The sequence below is a fragment of the Sulfurimonas iocasae genome, from assembly GCF_047716755.1.
Taxonomy (GTDB): Bacteria; Campylobacterota; Campylobacteria; order Campylobacterales; family Sulfurimonadaceae; genus Sulfurimonas.
In genome coordinates, this window is the sequence record NZ_CP180409.1 from 2,629,083 (window position 1) to 2,647,240 (window position 18,158).

The window sequence follows — 18,158 nt, forward strand, 5'->3', positions numbered from 1 at the left end:
AATGAGTGAGTTATATATCGGTGTAATGTCAGGGACTAGTATGGATGGCGTCGACATCGCTCTTTGTGAGATAGATGCTTCTCATTGCTCTTTGATTGCATCTGCTGAGTTTAAATTTGACTCTGAAGTAAAAGCTGAAATTTTAGAGATGATAAATGGCTCAACAACTTTAAAGCAAGTTGGTACTATTGACAATAAACTTGGAAATATATTTGCAGATGCAATCAACGCATTTATAAAAAAAGAGTCCATAGATGCAAAGAGTATCACAGCCATAGGTCTTCACGGACAAACACTTTGGCACGCTCCAGATGCTGAGTTTGGATTTTCGATGCAATTAGGCGATGCAAATGTTGTAAGTGCAAAAACAGAGATTCAAGTCGTAGCTGATTTCAGAAGAATGGACATAGCAAATGGCGGGCAAGGCGCTCCTTTTGCTCCCGCTTTTCATCAAGAAATCTTTAAACATCTAAGTAAAAAAACTGCTGTTTTAAACATTGGTGGCATGGCGAACATAACAATCTTAGGTGAAGAACTTAAAGGCTGGGATACTGGTTGTGGAAATGTTTTGATGGATTATTGGAGTTCTGTTCATATAGACAAAAACTACGACAAAGATGCCCTTTTTGCTCTTAGTGGCGAAGTTAAAGAAGAACTTCTTGAGAGTTTTTTAGAAGATGAATATTTTACTAAACTTCCTCCAAAGAGTACAGGACGTGAGTATTTCAATCCTACTTGGCTCTCAAACCATCTTCCACTTTTTGATACCATCAAAGCAGAAGATATTCAAAGAACTCTGCTTGAACTAACAGCTAAAAGCATTGCAAATGATGCCAACAATACAGGTGCAGAGCTTCTCATAGTTTGTGGAGGTGGAGCAAAAAATCCACTTTTGATGCAAAGATTACATGAACTTTGCAAAGCTGAAGTAAAAGTCAGTGATGAGTTTGGAGTTAGCCGTGAGTACATGGAAGCAATGGCTTTTGCTTGGCTGGCATACAAAAGAGTTCATAGAGAAGTTGTAGAGTTATCAAGCGTAACAGGTGCTACAAAAGATTCTATTTTAGGCGGGGTATATGGATAAGATAAAAGCGTGGTTAGAAACAACTCCATATAAAAATTACAAGATAGAGATAGCATCTGCAGATGCAAGTTTTAGAAAGTATTATAGACTTACAGACGCAGATAAAACACTTATACTTATGGACTCATCGTTGGAAAAAGATTCCCTTGCTCCTTTTATTGATGTTACTTCAAGACTTTTAGATGCTAATGTAAATGCCCCTCAAATTTTAGAAAAAAATCTAAAAGATGGATTTTTGATTATTGAAGATTTTGGAAATACTAACTACTTAAATGTGCTAGATGCCGACAATTACAAGAGACTATATTCAAAAGCGATAGATACAATCATAAAGATGCAAGATGCAGACGCAAATAACCTGCCTCTTTATGACAAAGCTTTTTTACATTTTGAAATGGACTTGATGAAGGATTGGTATTTAGAGAAAAATCTAAAGGTAACTCTTAATGAAGGTCAAAAAAGCATTATAAAAAATGCACTAAATTCAATCTCCGATGTAGTTCTTTGCCAGCCTCAGAATATCTTTGTTCATCGTGATTATCACTCTAGAAATATTATGCTTACATGTGATGATGAGTTGGGCATTATAGATTACCAAGATGCCATGAATGGGGCTATTACTTATGATTTGGTTTCACTTTTGAAAGATTGTTACATCGCTTATGAGAGAGAAGAAATAGAGCTTCTTGCTTTGGAATTTCGAGATAAAAAAGGTCTAGATGCAAGTGACGCAGAGTTCTTAAAATGGTTTGATTTTATGGGGATGCAAAGACACATGAAAGTGCTTGGCGTCTTCAGTCGTCTTTACCTTCGTGATGGCAAAGACGGCTACCTAAAAGACATACCTCTTACTCTAAAATACACTCTAGATGCAGCAAGCAGATATGAAGAGACAAAAGAGCTCTCATATCTTTTAAAAGAAGTTCAATGAAAGCGATGATACTCGCAGCTGGTCGCGGAGAGAGAATGAGACCGCTTACAGACACTCTTCCAAAACCACTTTTAGAAGTGCGTGGCAAGGCTTTAATAGTATGGCATCTAGAGAGACTTGCAAAGTGTGGGTTTAAAGAGGTCATAATAAACATTGCTCATTTTGGGTTTAAGATAACAGAAGCTCTTGGTGATGGCTCAAAATATGGAGTGAATATTACTTACTCAGATGAGCAAAATGAAGGAGCATTAGAGAGTGCTGGTGGAATTATTAAAGCTTTACCACTTTTAGGAGATGAGAGTTTTTTAGTTGTTAATGGCGATATTTTTTGTGATTATGATTTTAATCCTGATTTTGATTTAGGGGATAAGTTAGCTCATCTTATCTTAGTTCCTAATCCTGAACACAATTTAAAAGGGGATTTTGGTTTAAAGGATAATCTTGTTTTAAATGAGGCAGATAAAAAATACACATTTTCAGGCATAGGCTATTACTCCACTAAATTATTTTCTGATTTAGAGTGTAAAAAGTCTGCTTTAGCTCCACTTCTTAAAGAAGCAATAGCAAAAAATGAAGTAAGTGGCGAGTTGTTTAAAAAGATGTGGCATGATATAGGAACACCACAAAGATTGGAAAATATAAATAATGACTAAACTACTTTTAGCTGGGCTTATTGCAACTACACTATCAGCAAAATATACAAACTGTGAATTTCAGAACAAAGACTATATAGATGTCTGCGAAAAGGTTGTCAAAAATGGTGTCTCTTATAACTATGCAAACAAATTTCTGCTCTCTTATTTTAAGACAAAAAAGTATGATGAAGTCAGTTGGAAATATCTTCAACCCAAACATATTACCACTCACAAAAAAAGTGAGAAAAAAGCTAACAATGTCTTAGTTAAATACATACCAGAAATGCTAGAACATCTTAAAGAGTATAAAGAGGTTTATGACTATAGTGAAAAGAAGTATGGCGTAAATCGCGAAATTATTGCGGCCATACTGATGAAAGAGACAAGGCTTGGAAGGATAAAGCCGACTCATGATGCTTTTATAGTATTTAATACCCTCGTTGTTAGAACAGACCCAAAAACTTCAAGAGAGAAGTGGTTACTGAAGATGGGTAAAACTAACATGGTCTCTATCATCACACACTGTTATAAAAAAGATGTTAAGCCTGAGTCATGTAACTTACCAAGCTCTTATGCCGGTGCTGTTGGTATCCCTCAGTTTATGCCAAACAGTTTTATCTATGCAGATGGCTACAAATCTAAACATGTTGATTTGAGTAAGATGGAAGATGCCATTGTCTCAGCGAGTAAATTTCTTCATAAAAAAGCAGACTTTTCTAAACTCATAGAGTGGAACAAGATGCCAAATCTACCAAAAGTAGAATCAAAATGGTATGACTATGAGCACAAGTATGAAAATGCTTCTCTTGTTTACTCGAAGAACAAGCATGGGAAAAAGTATAAGTGCTTTACATGTGATAAAGAAAATCTTGCTTATCTCAAAGAGTATGCTAAAAAAATCATGAGGTATAATAACTCGTCAAACTATGCTATTGGTGTGATGAGACTCGCGTATGACTCAAATCTGCTTTTAAATCAAAACTAACTAGATAATCCAGTTAGTTACTCTAGCAGTTGCGTAGATATTTTCATCTCTATCTTTAACAACTACCTCAAAGACAAGTCGTCTTTTTTTACTCTCTGCTAGAAATGCTGTAACGTAGATATACTCCAAGTCCATCGTTATAGCCTTAGAAAGTTTTGATTCTATATTTCTTGTCATATTTTTTGGAGCTATTAAAAGACTAAGTGGACCAAGAGCATTGTCAATGGCAGCTATAATCATCCCGCCTTGCATAGTCGAATAGGGATTTAACCAAGATTCAAGAACTGGTATCTTGGTAGTAAGAGTAGAATTCTCTTTATCAAATGCTACTAATTCACACTTCATAATTGTAAAACTTGGTGGTGGTACAAGAAAGTCTTCTACACTATCTCCATGAACTTCACGTAAAAGCTCTTTTATATCTAAGGACTGATTCATATTTTTAATTACTCTCTTTCTTTTTAAGATATAACTGCTTTTAAAGTATGACTGTTTTTTGGCTTTATCTCTACAAAATCATCAAATGCATTGGCTGATTCGATGCAGACAAAATCATTATATGCCTCATCCCTCATAGCACTCATTCTTTTACCTTTTTCTATCCAAGGATTCCAAACTACTACTGAGGATGAGCCTTCATTTTTTATGCGGATAGTTCTATCTTTATCTTTTAGTAATATTTGCTCATTTACTTCTTGATAAACTCTATCTACTTCTTTTTCAAAGACAATATCTCCGTTTTGAGTCAGTTGCTCATTTGTAAGAGCATCTAGATATGGCTTTTTATCAAGACCTTTTACTCTTACATCTGAGATATGTGAGATAGAAAAATAAGTATGAAGAGCTTGTGTGATTTTAAAAGTCTTTTCATCCAAGTTTGTTGTTCTCAATTCCATAGTAAGCTTGTCTGAGACAGTTACTTTCAACTCTAGTTCAAACTTGTATGGCCAGAGAGCTAGTGTCTCCTTAGAGTGCTTTAAAACGAGTATAACTTCTGTTGTGTTGGCATCTATCTCATTTGTAGCTAGATGCTTAAACTCTGAAGTTCTTGCAAAGCCGTGCTGGGGCAAGTCAGAATTGTTCATGCCAAATGATGGCCAGCAGATAGGAACTCCACCACGGATGGCTTTTCCCACTTCAAAATCACTTATCTCACTAAGCCACAAAAGAGGCTTTTCATCTTTACGCGCGTAGTGAAAAATATGCGCACCTTGAAGTGCAATTTTTGCAGATGCTGAGTTATTATGAACTTCTATAAAGTCAATCATCTATAATATCTCATATAACCTGAACAAGTCCAGGTTATATTCAATCACTAAAGCTACGCCTTTGGCGAGAAACATCATATTAATTCCATGATGATTTTTTATGCCATCTTGTGGCGTAAAGGAGTATAAAGAGGTAACAAACAATTCCAACTAAATATGATGATTGCATATCTCCACTGATTTGTGCGACTTTACCAAAGATAAGTGGAACTATCGCTCCACCGGCGATTGCCATAATAAGAAGAGCGCTTCCCTGAGCTGTGTACTTACCAAGTCCTTCTAAGGCTAGAGGCCAGATAGTAGGCCAGACAAGAGCATTTGCAAAACCTAAAAGTGCTACAAATGTAACCGTGTCGGGAAGTGTAGGAACAGAACTCCATCCCCATAAAATCTCAGATATTTGATGCGAAGTGCTTGAGCTAAAAGCGACTCCTAGCAAAAACAAAATCCCCACAAGAGCAGAACTCATAAGTGCTTTTTCTTGTGAGAGAAATTTAGGTATAAATGCTACTCCTACAAGGTAACCAAAAACCATAAAGACCATAGTATAAGATGTCAGTGCAGTTGCATTTTCAACATTTAAACTTTGCGCGTAAAGCCCTATGGTATCGCCTGCAATCACTTCTATACCTACATAAAAAAAGAGTGCAACAGCACCTAATACAACACGAGGAAAGTGAAAAATCGTATCTTTGTCATAACTGTCCTCTTTTTCAAATGTAAGCTCAGCAATTGATGAAAACTTTACTAATGCCATAAGCCCACTGAGGACAACAGCCATAATTATGTAAGGTACGATAAGCCTAGACGCCAGCTCTTTTGTATCTATAGATGCAAGACTTTCTGATGAAAGGGAGGGAATATCTGCAAGGATTAAAGATGTAAAAAGTAGTGGAGCTAAAACTCCTGCACCTTTGTTTATAAGCCCCATAATAGATATTCTTGTAGCAGCACTCTCTATGGGTCCTATTAAAACCACATAAGGATTAGATGCGGTTTGGAGTATGGTAAGTCCAGTTCCAAGAGTAAAAAGTGCCACTAAAAATAGTATAAAATTAGCACTAAGAGCGGCAGGGATGAAAATTAAACTGCCCACAACCATAACTCCAAGACCAATAGCCATGCCGTTTTTGTATCCAGTACGTTCAAGTACAAATGACATCGGAAGAGCCATAACTGTATAGGCGATATAAAAAGCAAAAGTTACAAAGAGTGCTTGAAACTCATTTAAGTCACAAATAACTTTCAAAAATGGAATAAGTGAGCCGTTAAGCCATGTTACAAAGCCAAAGATGAAAAACAAAACACCTATAATCATCATGGCAAACAGACTATTTTTTCTATGCAAACTTCAGTCCATCAAGATATTTTGCCACAGCATCTTCATCATTTGTATGAGGGAGAATAATATCAGCTTCATTTTTAACTTCTATCTGTGCATTTGCTACAGCAACAGATGTAGATGCTAGTTCAAACATTCCCAAATCATTAAAATTATCACCAAATACAGTAAGTCCAGACAAATCAAATCCGCTGTACTCACTAACACTCTTGATTCCATGCGCTTTGTCAGCATCTTTATGAAGAATAGTTAAAAAATAGCAACCAACATAAGCCTCTGGAGCTAAAATAAATTTGAGTGAATTTCCAAATATCATCTGTAAAAGAGAGGCTAACTCTCTAAGTAGTTTCTCTTCACCCATATAGACTATTTTAAAGTTATCATCCATTGCTCTGATATCTTTGCACTCCTGCAAATTATCATCTTTTACGTAGCGAGTAAGGACTTCTTTTTGGTGCTCATTTAAAATACTTGAATATAAAAAAGCCTCATTTAGGTTTTGATCAGCCAAAGCTAAAACAAAAGGATAGATGCCAAATTTTCCTCCTTCATTTATAATAACATCTGCTACTTCTTTACTTATAAACTTGGTGTCTATTATCTTTTTGTCAATAGTCGCTACTAGCGCGCCATCAAGCAGTATCATAGGGGCATTAATATGTACATCTTTTAAAAACTGTGCTGTTTTTTTGTATGTTCTTGCAGTTGCAACGCTTAAAATCGAGTTTGTAGATTTTGAATTCCAAATAGTTTTAGTATAATCACTAATAGATAAATCAGTTTTCAAAAAAGTATGATCAAGGTCTGTAATATAAATATTTTTCATGTTGAGATTATAACCAAAATAGGAAGAAATGAATGAGAAGAGCTGTAATAACCGGTGCGAGTAGTGGGATTGGCAAAGAGATATGTAAAAGGGTTTTAGAGCTTGGCTACGAGGTTGTTGGGATTAGTAGAAGTGTAACAGATGAAGAGTTTAAAACTCCACATTTCACTTCACTTCAAGTAAATCTATCAGATGAAATCTCTACGCTTCAACTGTGCAATACTTTAAAAAATCAGAGTGTTGATATGCTTATAAACTGTGCAGGTTTTGGCAGATTTGAACCACATGAAGAGTTAAGTCAAAAGACTATTACAGATATGACTTTTTTAAACCTAACCGCACCGATGCTTCTTACAAATGCACTCTTAAGAACAATGAAAAAAAATGATGGATATCTTATAAACATAAACTCTATAGAAGCTATAAAGCGGAGTAAGTTTGCAGGTGTTTATAGTGCCACAAAAGCTGGTTTGAAAGCCTTTGGTGATTCTCTGTTTGAAGAGACCAGAAAAAGCGGGCTTAGTGTAACAAATATAAATCCAGATATGACTCAAAGCTCTTTTTATGATGAGTTGCGTTTTGATATAAGCGATAAAGAAGATGAAAGACTTCTAGCATCTGATATAGCAGATGCAGTTGAGCATATTTTGAGTATGAGAAAAGGTGCAGTTGTGAGTGAGTACACCATAAGAAGTTTAAAGTTTGGGATTTCTAAAAAGAGGTAAAAAGTAAAAACTTATAGTTTGATATCCAATTTTTTAAGGGAAGGTGCATGAGTCGATTTTAAAAAGTTTATATTTTTTTTGATTCGAGACATTGTCTCTGCTGTTTCATTTTTAAGAGATTGAACCAGCTCCATCGCTTCTTTTAGAAGATAAACTGCCTCTTCTATCTCATCCAGATTAGTAAGTTGGGGGATATTGCCAAAAAGTTTATCTAAAGAGTCAACATTTTCTTCTGCTATTGCTATTTTAACCTCAGTTAGCCACATCTGTAGTTTCTCTCCATGCTTCTAAAAGACCTTTAAAAACATTGCTAACTTCATCTATATTTTCTATTTTATCATTTAAAACAGCTCTTGAAAGTAACTGAATTTGGTAGGTATACAAACCGATAAGATAGTTTGAAACATCTCCACCTTCTTTTGTATCAAGAGTTGCTATAAGTTCTGTAATAATAGCAATTGAACGATTTGCCCAGTAGACTTTTTTTTCTACATCTTTATCTCTCATAGACTTTTTAGCCTGAGCATTAAAACGCAGAACCCCTTCATAAAGCATCTCAACAAGTTTAGCCGGAGACTCTATTCCGATGTTATTTTGTGCATAGATGCTATGTGCGTTATTACCGTACATTTTAATTCCTTTTTTCACGTCTTTCTTAATTTCTTTCATGTTTAATACATCGACATTTAAAAGAATTTATTTAGCAGTTTCTATCTAAATTCTACTATTTATTTGAAGCGGCTTCAGCATTAATCATCTGCCCAAACATATTTGACGCAGAGTTAAACTTACTAATCACAGTATCATAAGCTGAAAATCTTTTTCCCATAATCGCATATCTATCTTCTAGTCTCTGAATTGCTTTTTCTTTTTGTTCGTCTAGTGAATCAATTCTAGTGTTTATAGAGTTTTTAAACTGGTCTAAAATAGCATTATATTTACTATATTTATTTATTTCTGCTTCTACTTCGGAAAATGCACCTTTTAGTTCTACTTTAGAGCCATCAGGTTTTGTAAATTCACCACCAGCTAAAAAAGCCTTAACGTTGTCAGGATTTTCATCTAACATTTTATTTAACTTAGCCATATTAAGAGATAGTCTTCCACCTTTATCAGCTTCTATACCATATTCTTGAATTCTTCCTGCTCCCTGACCAACTGTAGAAAAAATATTTATGATACCACTCTCCATACCTCTTATTGTAGAGTTACTTGAAAAAACACCACGGGTAGATTTATCCTGACTAGTTCTAGTGTCTTCATTTAGTTGAAACAGGGTAGAATTATATTTATCTATAAAGTTCGTAATGCTAGTTTCAATATTTTCTCTATCTTGTTTTACGCTTACAGATGAAGTTCCAAGATCTTTTAGAGTTATTGTAAGTCCACTGGCAAGATCATTTATCATATTTGAACTACGTGTTATAGCAAGTCCATTAAACTTAAAAGTAGCATCTGCAGCATTCTGAACACTTTGAATACCGGTTGTAAGAGAGAGATTTAAATTACCAGCTTTAATTATCTTTTCATCTTTTATCGGATTACCATCTTTATCAAGTTTTACTTCTTCATCAAGCTTTGAATCAGCTTCAGTTGCCTCTTTGACTACTGTATTATCAGTAATTGACATCTCTTGTCCCGTACCGGTTTTTTCCGCTATTAAAAAGAGTCTATAATCATTTTTTGCTATTTGAACAATTGAGGCTTTCACGCTGTCTCCAGCCTCTTTATTAATCATATCTTTAAAATCGTTTAAAGTTGTTGTAGACTTATAATCTAGTGTATATTTATTCTTTCCTATAACTAAGTCCATGCTTCCATCTGCCGTAGCTATAGTAGATATTTTTTCAGAGAACGAAGCACTCTGACTTATCTCTTTAGTTGCCAAACTTGTCACATCAAGAGTAAAATCCTGCACATCACTATTTTTAGATGCAAAAACATCTACTACCTTTTCATCGCTGACACTTGAAACTCTAGATTCAAATATACCATATCCAGTCAGAGGAGCTAAACTCTGCCCCACAGCTTCCATATGAGCTTCTATAATTTGAAACGACTGCAGCTTAGAGTCTTCAGTTTTTAGTCTCTTTTCTACAGGTGTTACAAACTTAGATTCATCAGCACTTTTTAACTGGTCCAAAACATCTTGTGTAAGTATACTTGAACCAACTCCTAGTGATGAAATACCCATGACAAATCCTTCTTATATAATACTCTTTTGATTATTATAGCCTTTATGACTATAATATCGGCAAAAATCATTCTTTTTTTAACTAAATATACCTATTAAGTAATAGTTGTTTTTTTTGCTATAATTACAAGCAATTAGAATTCCATAATCCAAAGGAAATGCTTAAAAATGCTTAATGGGAAAAATATATTAATTACCGGGGGTACAGGCAGTTTTGGTAAACAATTTGTTCGTACTATTTTAAAAAGATATAAACCAAATAAAGTGATTGTATATTCCAGAGATGAATTGAAGCAATTTGAAATGGCTCAAAAATTCAATGATTCTTGCATGAGATATTTCATCGGCGATGTAAGAGATTTACCTCGTTTGCAAAGAGCTATGGATGGTGTAGACTATGTTGTTCACGCCGCGGCTTTGAAACATGTTCCTATAGCAGAATACAATCCTATGGAATGTATAAAAACGAATATTATGGGTGCTCAAAATGTTATAGACTCATGCATCGCAAATAATGTTAATTTTACTATTGCCCTCTCAACAGATAAGGCGGCTTCACCGGCAAATCTTTATGGCGCTTCCAAGCTCGTATCAGATAAACTTTTTGTAGCCGCCAACAACCTTACAGGCGGACATAAGATAAAATTCAGTGTTGTAAGATATGGAAATGTTTTAGGCTCACGTGGTTCTGTAATTCCATATTTTCAAAACCTTATCTCCGAGGGAGTCACTTCTCTTCCTATAACTGCACTAGATATGACACGCTTTTGGATAACTCTGCAAGAGGGTGTGAACTTTGTACTTAAAAACTTTGAGAGAATGCAGGGTGGAGAGATATTTGTTCCAAAAATTCCATCTATGAAAATGATAGATATGGCAGAAGCAATTGCTCCAGAACTCACCCAAGAAGTTATAGGCATCCGTCCTGGAGAAAAACTTCATGAAGTGATGTGTCCAGTTGATGACTCGCATCTTACACTTGAGTTTAGTGACCACTATGTTATTAAACCTACAATCACATTCTCTTCACCTATTGACTTTAGTCTGAATAATCTAAATGAAAAAGGTATAAACGTAGAGATTGGCTTCGAATATAATTCAAAAAACAATAATATCTGGCTCTCAAAAGAAGAACTTCTTCAAAAAATAAAACAGACAAAAGAAGATGAAAGTTAAATGAGCCGACTAGATTACTCAACTCAGCTGATAGAACAAGATGACATCGATGGGGTTATTGAAGTTCTAAAGAGTCCATATCTTACTCAGGGGAAAAAAGTCGAGGAGTTTGAAGTTGCTCTTTGCAAATACACAGGTGTAAAGCACGCCATAACTTTCAACTCAGCCACTTCAGCTCTTTTTGGTGCTTACTCAGTCGCTTGCATAGGACCTGATGATGAGATTATCACAACTCCCATAAGTTTTGTATCTACGTCAAATATGTTTGTAGAGCTTGGTGCAAAACCAGTCTGGTGTGATGTCAAGATAGACGGAAATATAGACGAAGTTGCCATAGAAAAACTTATAACTTCAAAGACAAAGGCCATAGTTCCTGTACATTTTGCAGGTAAAGCTGTTGAGCTTGAGAAGATTCATAAACTCGCTAAAAAGCACAACTTACTTGTTATAGAAGATGCAGCTCACGCTCTTGGTTCAAGCGTATCTGATAAAAAAATAGGTTCTCTCTCAGATATGACCATCTTTAGTTTTCATGCCATAAAACCAATAACGACAAGTGAGGGTGGAGCCGTTCTTACAAACAATGATGAGTATGCGAAGAAACTAAGACTTATTAGATCTCACGGTATGGTTAAAAAAGAGTTATGGCACTCTGATATGTTAACTCTTGGTTATAACTTTAGAATGACTGAGATAGCTGCTTCTCTTGGGATTACGCAGATTAAAAAACTAGATAGATTTATACAAGCAAGGCATAAAATAGCCTTATATTATAATGAAAGATTTAAAGACGCATCTCTTTTTCATGTCATCAAACAAAAAGAACAGAGTGTAACTTCGCATCATCTATACCCTATACTTTTAGACTCAAAAATCCACCCTTTTAAAGAGTCTATATTTAAAGAGCTTCAAGATAGAGGAATCGGAGTGCAGGTTCACTACAAACCCATCTATAAAAACAGTTTCTACAAAGAAACTTTCGGTGACTTTTCACTAGCTACAGCAGATAATTTTTACAACTCTGAGATATCAATACCTTGTCATCAGAAGATGAGTTTAGAAGAAGCTAAATTTGTAGCAGATACTATTTTTGAGATAATCAACAAATATAAAGAGCAAAAAAAATCATGAGTGCTGTAGCTATTATCCCAGCTCGTGGGGGAAGCAAAAGAATCCCGAAAAAAAATATAAAAGAGTTTTTTAACAAACCGCTCATTGCCTACTCTATAGAAGTAGCTCTAGAGTCTAAACTCTTTGATAAAGTTATTGTCTCAACGGATGATGAAGATATTGCTATAATAGCAAAAGAATATGGAGCAGAAGTCCCTTTTTTACGCCCAAAAGAGCTATCAGATGATATAACTGGAACTACAGATGTTACACTTCATGCAGTAGAGTTCTTAAAATTACAGGGTTTTGAATATAACTTTATCTGTACAATATATGCAACAGCACCTCTTCTTGAGAAAAAGTTTCTTATCCAAGGATATGAAAAGCTCAAAAATAGTGATGCAATAAATAGTTTTTCTGCAACTAGTATGCCTTTTCCTATTCAAAGAACCTTTAAATTAGACAAAAATGGCAGATGCGAGATGTTTATGCCCGAGCATTATGAGAGTAGAAGTCAGGACTTAGAAATTGCTTATCAAGATGCAGGTCAGTTCTACTGGAGTAAATCAAATCAAAACTCAAATGAGATAATGTTTTCTAAAGATAGTATTCCTATACTTCTTCCTAGACATTTAGTTCAAGATATTGACACACCTGAGGATTGGGAGCGAGCTGAAATCATCTACCAGTTAATGCAGAAGGTAAAAGTATAGTGACAAATATTCTTCTACGCGGGGACTCTTCTTCTAAAATCGGTCTTGGTCATAATATGCGTGATTTAGTTCTTGTAAAAGAGTTCAAAAAAGCCAAGATAAGTTTTGCTTGCCAAGATTTAAAAGGCAATATAAATCATAAAATCTTAGAAGCTGGCTACAACTTGGAACTTTTAAAGTCAAACTCTAAAGAAGAGTTACTCAAGCTTATAAAGAAACTAAAAATTGACTTGCTTATTATTGATCACTACAAAATAGACTACAAAATAGAGAAGTACATAAAAAAGAAAACTGGGATTAAAATCTTTGTTGTTGATGATACTTACGAAAAACACCAATGCGATATATTATTAAACCATAATCTAGGGGCTGATTTAAAGAGATATAAGCATTTAGTCCCCTCAAGCTGTGAGCTTAGATGCGGGAATAGATATACCCTGCTTAGAGATGAGTTTATCAAAGAAAAAAAAAGAAAAAGAGCCCCAAAAAAGAGAACAATTTTTCTTGCTATGGGTGGAACAGATGTTGAGAATATAAGTTTAATGGTTTTGAAGAGTCTCAAAAAGCTTACAGATATAGAGGTACACCTCGTTACAACATCTTCAAATAAAAATATATTATCTTTAAAAAACTATACTAAAAATAGAGCCTATTTGCATCTACATACAGATGCTAACAACATAGCAAAACTTATGGCTAAATCCTCCTTTGCAATAGTAAGCCCTAGTGTTATTTTAAATGAAGTATATTTTATGAACCTGCCTTTTATAGCAATAAAAACCGCTAAAAACCAAGATGATATGTATAAGTATCTAAAAAATAAAAACTATCTAACACTAAAGAAGTTTAATGAGAGAAAGCTTTTAAAATGTTGCCAACAACTACTAGGGAGCAAGAATGAAAATCTCTGAAATAAAAGGTCTGAAGTATCCAAATGAATCCTTTATAAAATATTTTTTTAATATGGGTTTTCAAAACTCTCAAAGTAAGAAATTTATAGAGTTTGGATCAAGCAATGGAAACAATTTAGCACTCCCGTATCAATACAACCATCAAGTAATAGGTATTGATATTGACCCAATTTTAACCCAGTTTGCAAATGATAACTTTAAACTTTATGAGGGAGAGAGTGATTTCAACTTTTATACTCAAGATATGATGAGTTTTATAAATAATCATAAAAACCTAAATGTTGATGTTTTTTTACTCCCAAATATCATCAACTATCTAAGCAAACTAGACTTTATAAGTTTTTTAAAGCTCTCACGAGAGAAAAATATATATAAAGACGGTGCAGATTTTTTTCTAAGAGCAAGATCCATAAAAGACTTTAGATTTGCAAAAGGGGAAAAGCTAGAAGAAAACTCTTATTGTTTAGATGATTCCATAACTGGAGAAGATGGAGCCATATGCACCTGTTATCAAGAGTTTGAACTTATAGATATACTAAGAGAACATCTTAATCTTAGCAGTTTTAAAGTTTTTTCTCATGAGAGTCAAAATCTTCACTCAGACATTATTGTTAATAATTCTGATATTGTTATCTGGGGAAATATTCATTGAAAATTGCAATAATGCAACCTACCTTTAATCCTTGGATAGGTTATTTTGAACTTATAGACTATGTTGATAAATTTATATTTTTAGATACTGTACAGTTGAGTAAAAGAAGCTGGCAGACAAGAAACAAACTAAAAATAGGTGCAAAAGAGAAACTCTTCTCTATTCCCATACTAAAAACAGATTCAAGAGATTTGCTAACAATCACAAAAGCTAAAATTTCTTATGAGCAGTATGACTTTAGAGATAAGTTATATGCACTTATAAAACAAAACTACAAACAAGCAAAATATTTTCAAGAAGTTGACCCTTTTATTAAAGATATACTTTATTTCAAAACAGACTCTTTAAGCCTCTATAATATAAATCTAATTACAAATATTTCCAAAAAAATCGGTATCAAAACTGAAATATCCACTCTCTCAAAAATCTCATACTCTTCTGATAAAACAAAGGGAGAACTGATTTTAGATATATGTGATTTTTTAAAGTGTGATACTTATGTTTCTGCACTTGGTTCTAAAAATTATTTGGAAGATTTAAGAGCTAAGTTTAGTGAAAAATCCATAAAACTTCTTTATCAAAACTATTCTCATCCATCTTACGAACAGCTTGGCGAGACTTTTTTAGCCTATATCGGAGTAGTAGATTTGTTGTATAATAATGGCTTCAAAAATGCTTTATCAATTATAAAAAGTGGGAGATGCTATGAAGATAGGTAACTTTAATCTTAGTGAGGGAAAAACTTATATAATTGCTGAATTAAGCGCTAATCATAACGGTAGCCTACAAAACGCACTAGATACTATAAAAGCGGCAAAAGAGGTGGGTGCTGACGCTATTAAACTTCAGACTTACACAGCAGACACCATAACACTAAATAGCGACAATGAAGACTTTATGATAAACGGCGGCACTCTATGGGACGGCGAGAAACTCTATGAGCTTTATGAAAAGGCATATACACCGTGGGAGTGGCATAAGGAGCTCTTTGAGTATGCCAGAGAGATTGGTATTGATATATTTTCCTCACCCTTTGACAAGAGTGCTGTAGATTTTTTAGAAGAGTTTAATCCATCTGCTTATAAAATAGCTTCATTTGAGATAACAGATTATGAGCTCATTAGATATACAGCATCAAAAAACAGACCCATTATAATCTCCACCGGAATTGCTACTATTGATGAGATTCAAGATGCAGTTAATATTTGTAGAGACTCTGGAAATGATGATATTGTTCTCCTTAAATGTACGAGTGCGTATCCCGCACCTATTGAAGATGCAAACTTAAAAACCATACCAAATCTTGCTCAAACCTTTGGTGTCATAGCAGGCTTTTCTGATCATACACTTGGTATTACAGCTCCTATTGTGGCGGTTACTTTAGGTGCAAAAGTTATTGAGAAACACTTTATACTTAAGAAGTCTATTGGTGGTCCTGATTCTGACTTTTCACTTGATAAAAAAGAGTTTAAAGAGATGGTTGACTCTATTCGAGATACTGAAAAACTACTAGGAAAAGTAGACTACTCCATGACAAAGAGTAAACTCAAATCAAGAAGATTCTCAAGAAGTCTTTATGTCTGCAAAGATATAAAAAAAGGTGAAAAATTTACTTTAGAGAATATTAAAAGTGTTAGACCAGGATATGGTTTGCATCCAAAACATCTACAAGAAATTATTGGTAGTGTTTCAACTAAAGATTACAAGTTTGCCCAAAGGCTTAAACTATAAATCTTTAGAAATACTTTTTTCATAAATATCTACAATCTTGTCTATATTTGTAATAAGTATTAAAAACCATTTATATTGAACTTTAATCCAGTTAATTCTTTTAAGCTTTTTACTATAGTCTGTATTTTCAAGCATTACAACAACACAAGCCGTATCGTACTCATGGTTTGCTATAGATGCACTAAGCAGTGGTGCATATAAGCTTGCAAAAGGTTCAAGATTATATTTTGCCTTAATCTTATCTATATCATCAATCAGTTTTTGTAGATATTTTAGATCTATTTTTTCTTCTATATCATCTGTGTTATAATCTTTGGTATCTAATAAAAAGTTGTCTAACTCTTGAAGAACTTCCATGGCGTCTAAAGCCATTTTTTTACCGATTTGTATTGCTTCAAGCTTTTTGGCATTTAGCTTTTTGGCATACTCTAGAGAGCTTTTAAGAGATGGTTTTTTTAACACTATTTTATTTTTAGGCTTAGTTTTATCTGTAAATCTATCTAAGACATCTCTAAAAGGTGCCTCTATTGTTCCATGAATTCTTGCTCCTCCCTCAGTAGAGTTGTAAGTAGTCGTTGAAGAGTCTTTAATTTGCATACTATAAAAGTCTAAAAACACTTTCCAGATAAAGGTAGTCTTTACATATTTATTATTTCCGCCGTAAGCTTCTAAATCACAATATATCTCATCAGTTGATACCTCATTTTCTCCAAAGAAATGCTCCTTTGAATGAGATGTTCCATCCTCTGAAAAAGAGAGATCTTGACCAATTAAAACAATATTATCAAAGTCGCACTTCGTTGCAAAATTGTATGCTATATTTGCAACACTTGAACCACCAGAGAGATAACCCCACTCATCCAGTTCAAAAAATTCATTGTAAAAATCTCTTCTCATATAGTAGTTTATCTCTGAACAAACGGCTTTTAATGCGTCTGGATGTGCTAAAGATGGAAACTCAAAGATTACATCTTTACATTTCTCAGGTGCAATATCTTTGAAAAAATCTTCAACAAATTTTATTCTCTCTAATGAAAAAACAATATCAGGTTTTATACCGTAATTTACCAATATCCTAAAACTAGCATCAAGAGATAAAATAGTTATGTGCTCTTGCATCTCTTTTAAAAGAGGAAGTTGTTTCTCCAAAGATGGACCGGTAGCTACTATAACTGCCAGTTTTGTATTTGCTGCTTTTTTAAAAAGCTCTTTTAATGTAGCACTTTTTATCATCTGTGGAAAATTATCTAAAGATTGTTTTAGACCCAGTAATAAATCATCAACATCATTACCAAGGGTTACAAGGGCTTGTTTGAGTCCATCTATAATTCCGCTGTTTATTCTGAGTATTTCATCTGTATATTTATCGTAAAACTCTGAATATATATGAAATTTATAGACTTTTAAATAAAACTTTGAGTTATTTAAAAAATTCTTTAACAAGTAAACCTTATCTGTTTTTGATGATATATTAATTACCAATCTTTTATCAACTATCTCCTTAGAGAAATCAACAAGATTTAGAGCTATATATATCAACTCAATTTCCGGTTCAAAAATCATAATGCATTGGTGGTTTTTATTTTTTAGAAGTTTTTTATAAAAATTTCCATTTCCAATACCGAAGAAATAAAGATATGGATAGTTCTCATACTCTTTAAACTCTTTAAGTTTTTCTGTTATCTCTGGGTTTGCTTGAGTTTTATAGAGGGAAGTGGTGTCTCTGAGATCAATTATATTAGCATAATCGGCAGTAGCATTCTCAGCTAAAAAGACTTCAAAATTACTATTTGTAGATATTTCTTGCAGTGCTTCTTCTAAAGCTTTATCACTCTTGGATAAAGCTAAAAGATTGTTTTCATAAATGCCCAAAAC

At 33.9% G+C, this 18,158-nt stretch carries 20 protein-coding genes; 12 read left to right on the forward strand and 8 right to left on the reverse strand.

Going from position 1 to position 18,158, the window contains the following annotated elements; all coding sequences use genetic code 11:
* Position 1: 1 nt before the first annotated feature.
* Genes ACLHDE_RS13440 through ACLHDE_RS13455 form a run of 4 tightly spaced genes read left to right on the forward strand, consistent with a single transcriptional unit; the run spans position 2 to position 3,635 of the window.
* Complete coding sequence (locus tag ACLHDE_RS13440) at positions 2-1,084, forward strand: anhydro-N-acetylmuramic acid kinase (protein WP_415396906.1); 1,083 nt, start codon at positions 2-4, stop codon at positions 1,082-1,084.
* Positions 1,077-2,015 (forward strand): aminoglycoside phosphotransferase family protein, encoded by a 939-nt coding sequence (locus tag ACLHDE_RS13445; RefSeq protein WP_415396907.1) that lies wholly within the window; start codon positions 1,077-1,079, stop codon positions 2,013-2,015. The genes ACLHDE_RS13440 and ACLHDE_RS13445 overlap by 8 nt, the downstream gene beginning before the upstream one ends.
* On the forward strand, positions 2,012-2,668 hold the full coding sequence (gene murU, locus ACLHDE_RS13450; protein ID WP_415396908.1) for an N-acetylmuramate alpha-1-phosphate uridylyltransferase MurU: 657 nt from the start codon (positions 2,012-2,014) through the stop codon (positions 2,666-2,668). The genes ACLHDE_RS13445 and murU overlap by 4 nt, the downstream gene beginning before the upstream one ends.
* The gene (locus tag ACLHDE_RS13455; RefSeq protein WP_415396909.1) at positions 2,661-3,635 is read left to right on the forward strand and encodes a lytic murein transglycosylase; all 975 of its coding nucleotides are present in this window, start codon (positions 2,661-2,663) and stop codon (positions 3,633-3,635) included. The genes murU and ACLHDE_RS13455 overlap by 8 nt, the downstream gene beginning before the upstream one ends.
* Here ACLHDE_RS13455 and ACLHDE_RS13460 read toward each other — a convergent pair whose 3' ends face one another.
* The 4 genes from ACLHDE_RS13460 to ACLHDE_RS13475 all read right to left on the reverse strand — a co-directional run bounded on the left by ACLHDE_RS13460 (position 3,636) and on the right by ACLHDE_RS13475 (position 7,071).
* Complete coding sequence (locus ACLHDE_RS13460; protein ID WP_415396910.1) at positions 3,636-4,073, reverse strand: PaaI family thioesterase; 438 nt, start codon at positions 4,071-4,073, stop codon at positions 3,636-3,638.
* A gap of 23 nt (positions 4,074-4,096) precedes the next feature.
* Entirely contained in the window at positions 4,097-4,903 is an 807-nt protein-coding gene (locus ACLHDE_RS13465; protein ID WP_415396911.1) for a D-hexose-6-phosphate mutarotase, read from the reverse strand.
* Positions 4,904-4,982: 79 nt separating this feature from the next.
* Positions 4,983-6,251, reverse strand: a complete 1,269-nt coding sequence (locus ACLHDE_RS13470; protein WP_415396912.1) for a sugar MFS transporter — start codon at positions 6,249-6,251, stop codon at positions 4,983-4,985.
* The gene (locus ACLHDE_RS13475) at positions 6,244-7,071 is read right to left on the reverse strand and encodes an HAD-IIB family hydrolase (RefSeq protein WP_415396913.1); all 828 of its coding nucleotides are present in this window, start codon (positions 7,069-7,071) and stop codon (positions 6,244-6,246) included. Before ACLHDE_RS13475 ends, ACLHDE_RS13470 begins: the two co-directional genes overlap by 8 nt.
* A gap of 32 nt (positions 7,072-7,103) precedes the next feature.
* Here ACLHDE_RS13475 and ACLHDE_RS13480 point away from each other — a divergent pair, with 32 nt between their 5' ends.
* Complete coding sequence (locus tag ACLHDE_RS13480) at positions 7,104-7,796, forward strand: SDR family NAD(P)-dependent oxidoreductase (protein WP_415396914.1); 693 nt, start codon at positions 7,104-7,106, stop codon at positions 7,794-7,796.
* Positions 7,797-7,807: 11 nt separating this feature from the next.
* Here ACLHDE_RS13480 and ACLHDE_RS13485 read toward each other — a convergent pair whose 3' ends face one another.
* From ACLHDE_RS13485 to fliD, 3 genes are all read right to left on the reverse strand, one after another.
* Positions 7,808-8,062, reverse strand: a complete 255-nt coding sequence (locus tag ACLHDE_RS13485) for a hypothetical protein (RefSeq protein WP_415396915.1) — start codon at positions 8,060-8,062, stop codon at positions 7,808-7,810.
* Complete coding sequence (gene fliS / locus ACLHDE_RS13490) at positions 8,049-8,426, reverse strand: flagellar export chaperone FliS (protein ID WP_415396916.1); 378 nt, start codon at positions 8,424-8,426, stop codon at positions 8,049-8,051. Before fliS ends, ACLHDE_RS13485 begins: the two co-directional genes overlap by 14 nt.
* Positions 8,427-8,520: 94 nt before the next feature.
* The gene (gene fliD, locus ACLHDE_RS13495) at positions 8,521-9,990 is read right to left on the reverse strand and encodes a flagellar filament capping protein FliD (RefSeq protein ID WP_415396917.1); all 1,470 of its coding nucleotides are present in this window, start codon (positions 9,988-9,990) and stop codon (positions 8,521-8,523) included.
* Between the two features lie 168 nt (positions 9,991-10,158).
* On the opposite strand from fliD, the gene pseB reads away from it, so the two are divergent.
* The 7 genes from pseB to pseI are packed head-to-tail and all read left to right on the forward strand — an operon-like array spanning position 10,159 to position 16,283.
* A complete protein-coding gene (gene pseB, locus ACLHDE_RS13500) occupies positions 10,159-11,166 on the forward strand; it encodes a UDP-N-acetylglucosamine 4,6-dehydratase (inverting) (protein WP_415396918.1) in 1,008 nt (335 codons plus the stop codon).
* Positions 11,167-12,297 carry a UDP-4-amino-4,6-dideoxy-N-acetyl-beta-L-altrosamine transaminase gene (gene pseC, locus ACLHDE_RS13505; RefSeq protein ID WP_415396919.1) on the forward strand — a complete coding sequence of 377 codons (1,131 nt, stop codon included), beginning with the start codon at positions 11,167-11,169 and terminating at the stop codon, positions 12,295-12,297.
* Positions 12,294-12,989 carry a pseudaminic acid cytidylyltransferase gene (gene pseF / locus ACLHDE_RS13510; protein ID WP_415396920.1) on the forward strand — a complete coding sequence of 232 codons (696 nt, stop codon included), beginning with the start codon at positions 12,294-12,296 and terminating at the stop codon, positions 12,987-12,989. The genes pseC and pseF overlap by 4 nt, the downstream gene beginning before the upstream one ends.
* The gene (gene pseG / locus ACLHDE_RS13515; protein ID WP_415396921.1) at positions 12,989-13,900 is read left to right on the forward strand and encodes a UDP-2,4-diacetamido-2,4,6-trideoxy-beta-L-altropyranose hydrolase; all 912 of its coding nucleotides are present in this window, start codon (positions 12,989-12,991) and stop codon (positions 13,898-13,900) included. Before pseF ends, pseG begins: the two co-directional genes overlap by 1 nt.
* Positions 13,887-14,552, forward strand: coding sequence for a class I SAM-dependent methyltransferase (locus tag ACLHDE_RS13520; protein ID WP_415396922.1), 666 nt, complete (start codon positions 13,887-13,889; stop codon positions 14,550-14,552). Before pseG ends, ACLHDE_RS13520 begins: the two co-directional genes overlap by 14 nt.
* The gene (locus tag ACLHDE_RS13525; RefSeq protein ID WP_415396923.1) at positions 14,549-15,271 is read left to right on the forward strand and encodes a WbqC family protein; all 723 of its coding nucleotides are present in this window, start codon (positions 14,549-14,551) and stop codon (positions 15,269-15,271) included. Before ACLHDE_RS13520 ends, ACLHDE_RS13525 begins: the two co-directional genes overlap by 4 nt.
* Entirely contained in the window at positions 15,258-16,283 is a 1,026-nt protein-coding gene (pseI, locus tag ACLHDE_RS13530; RefSeq protein WP_415396924.1) for a pseudaminic acid synthase, read from the forward strand. Before ACLHDE_RS13525 ends, pseI begins: the two co-directional genes overlap by 14 nt.
* Here the strand turns inward: pseI and ACLHDE_RS13535 are convergent.
* Positions 16,278-18,155 carry a 6-hydroxymethylpterin diphosphokinase MptE-like protein gene (locus ACLHDE_RS13535; RefSeq protein WP_415396925.1) on the reverse strand — a complete coding sequence of 626 codons (1,878 nt, stop codon included), beginning with the start codon at positions 18,153-18,155 and terminating at the stop codon, positions 16,278-16,280. The genes pseI and ACLHDE_RS13535 overlap by 6 nt on opposite strands.
* Positions 18,156-18,158 lie beyond the last annotated feature (3 nt).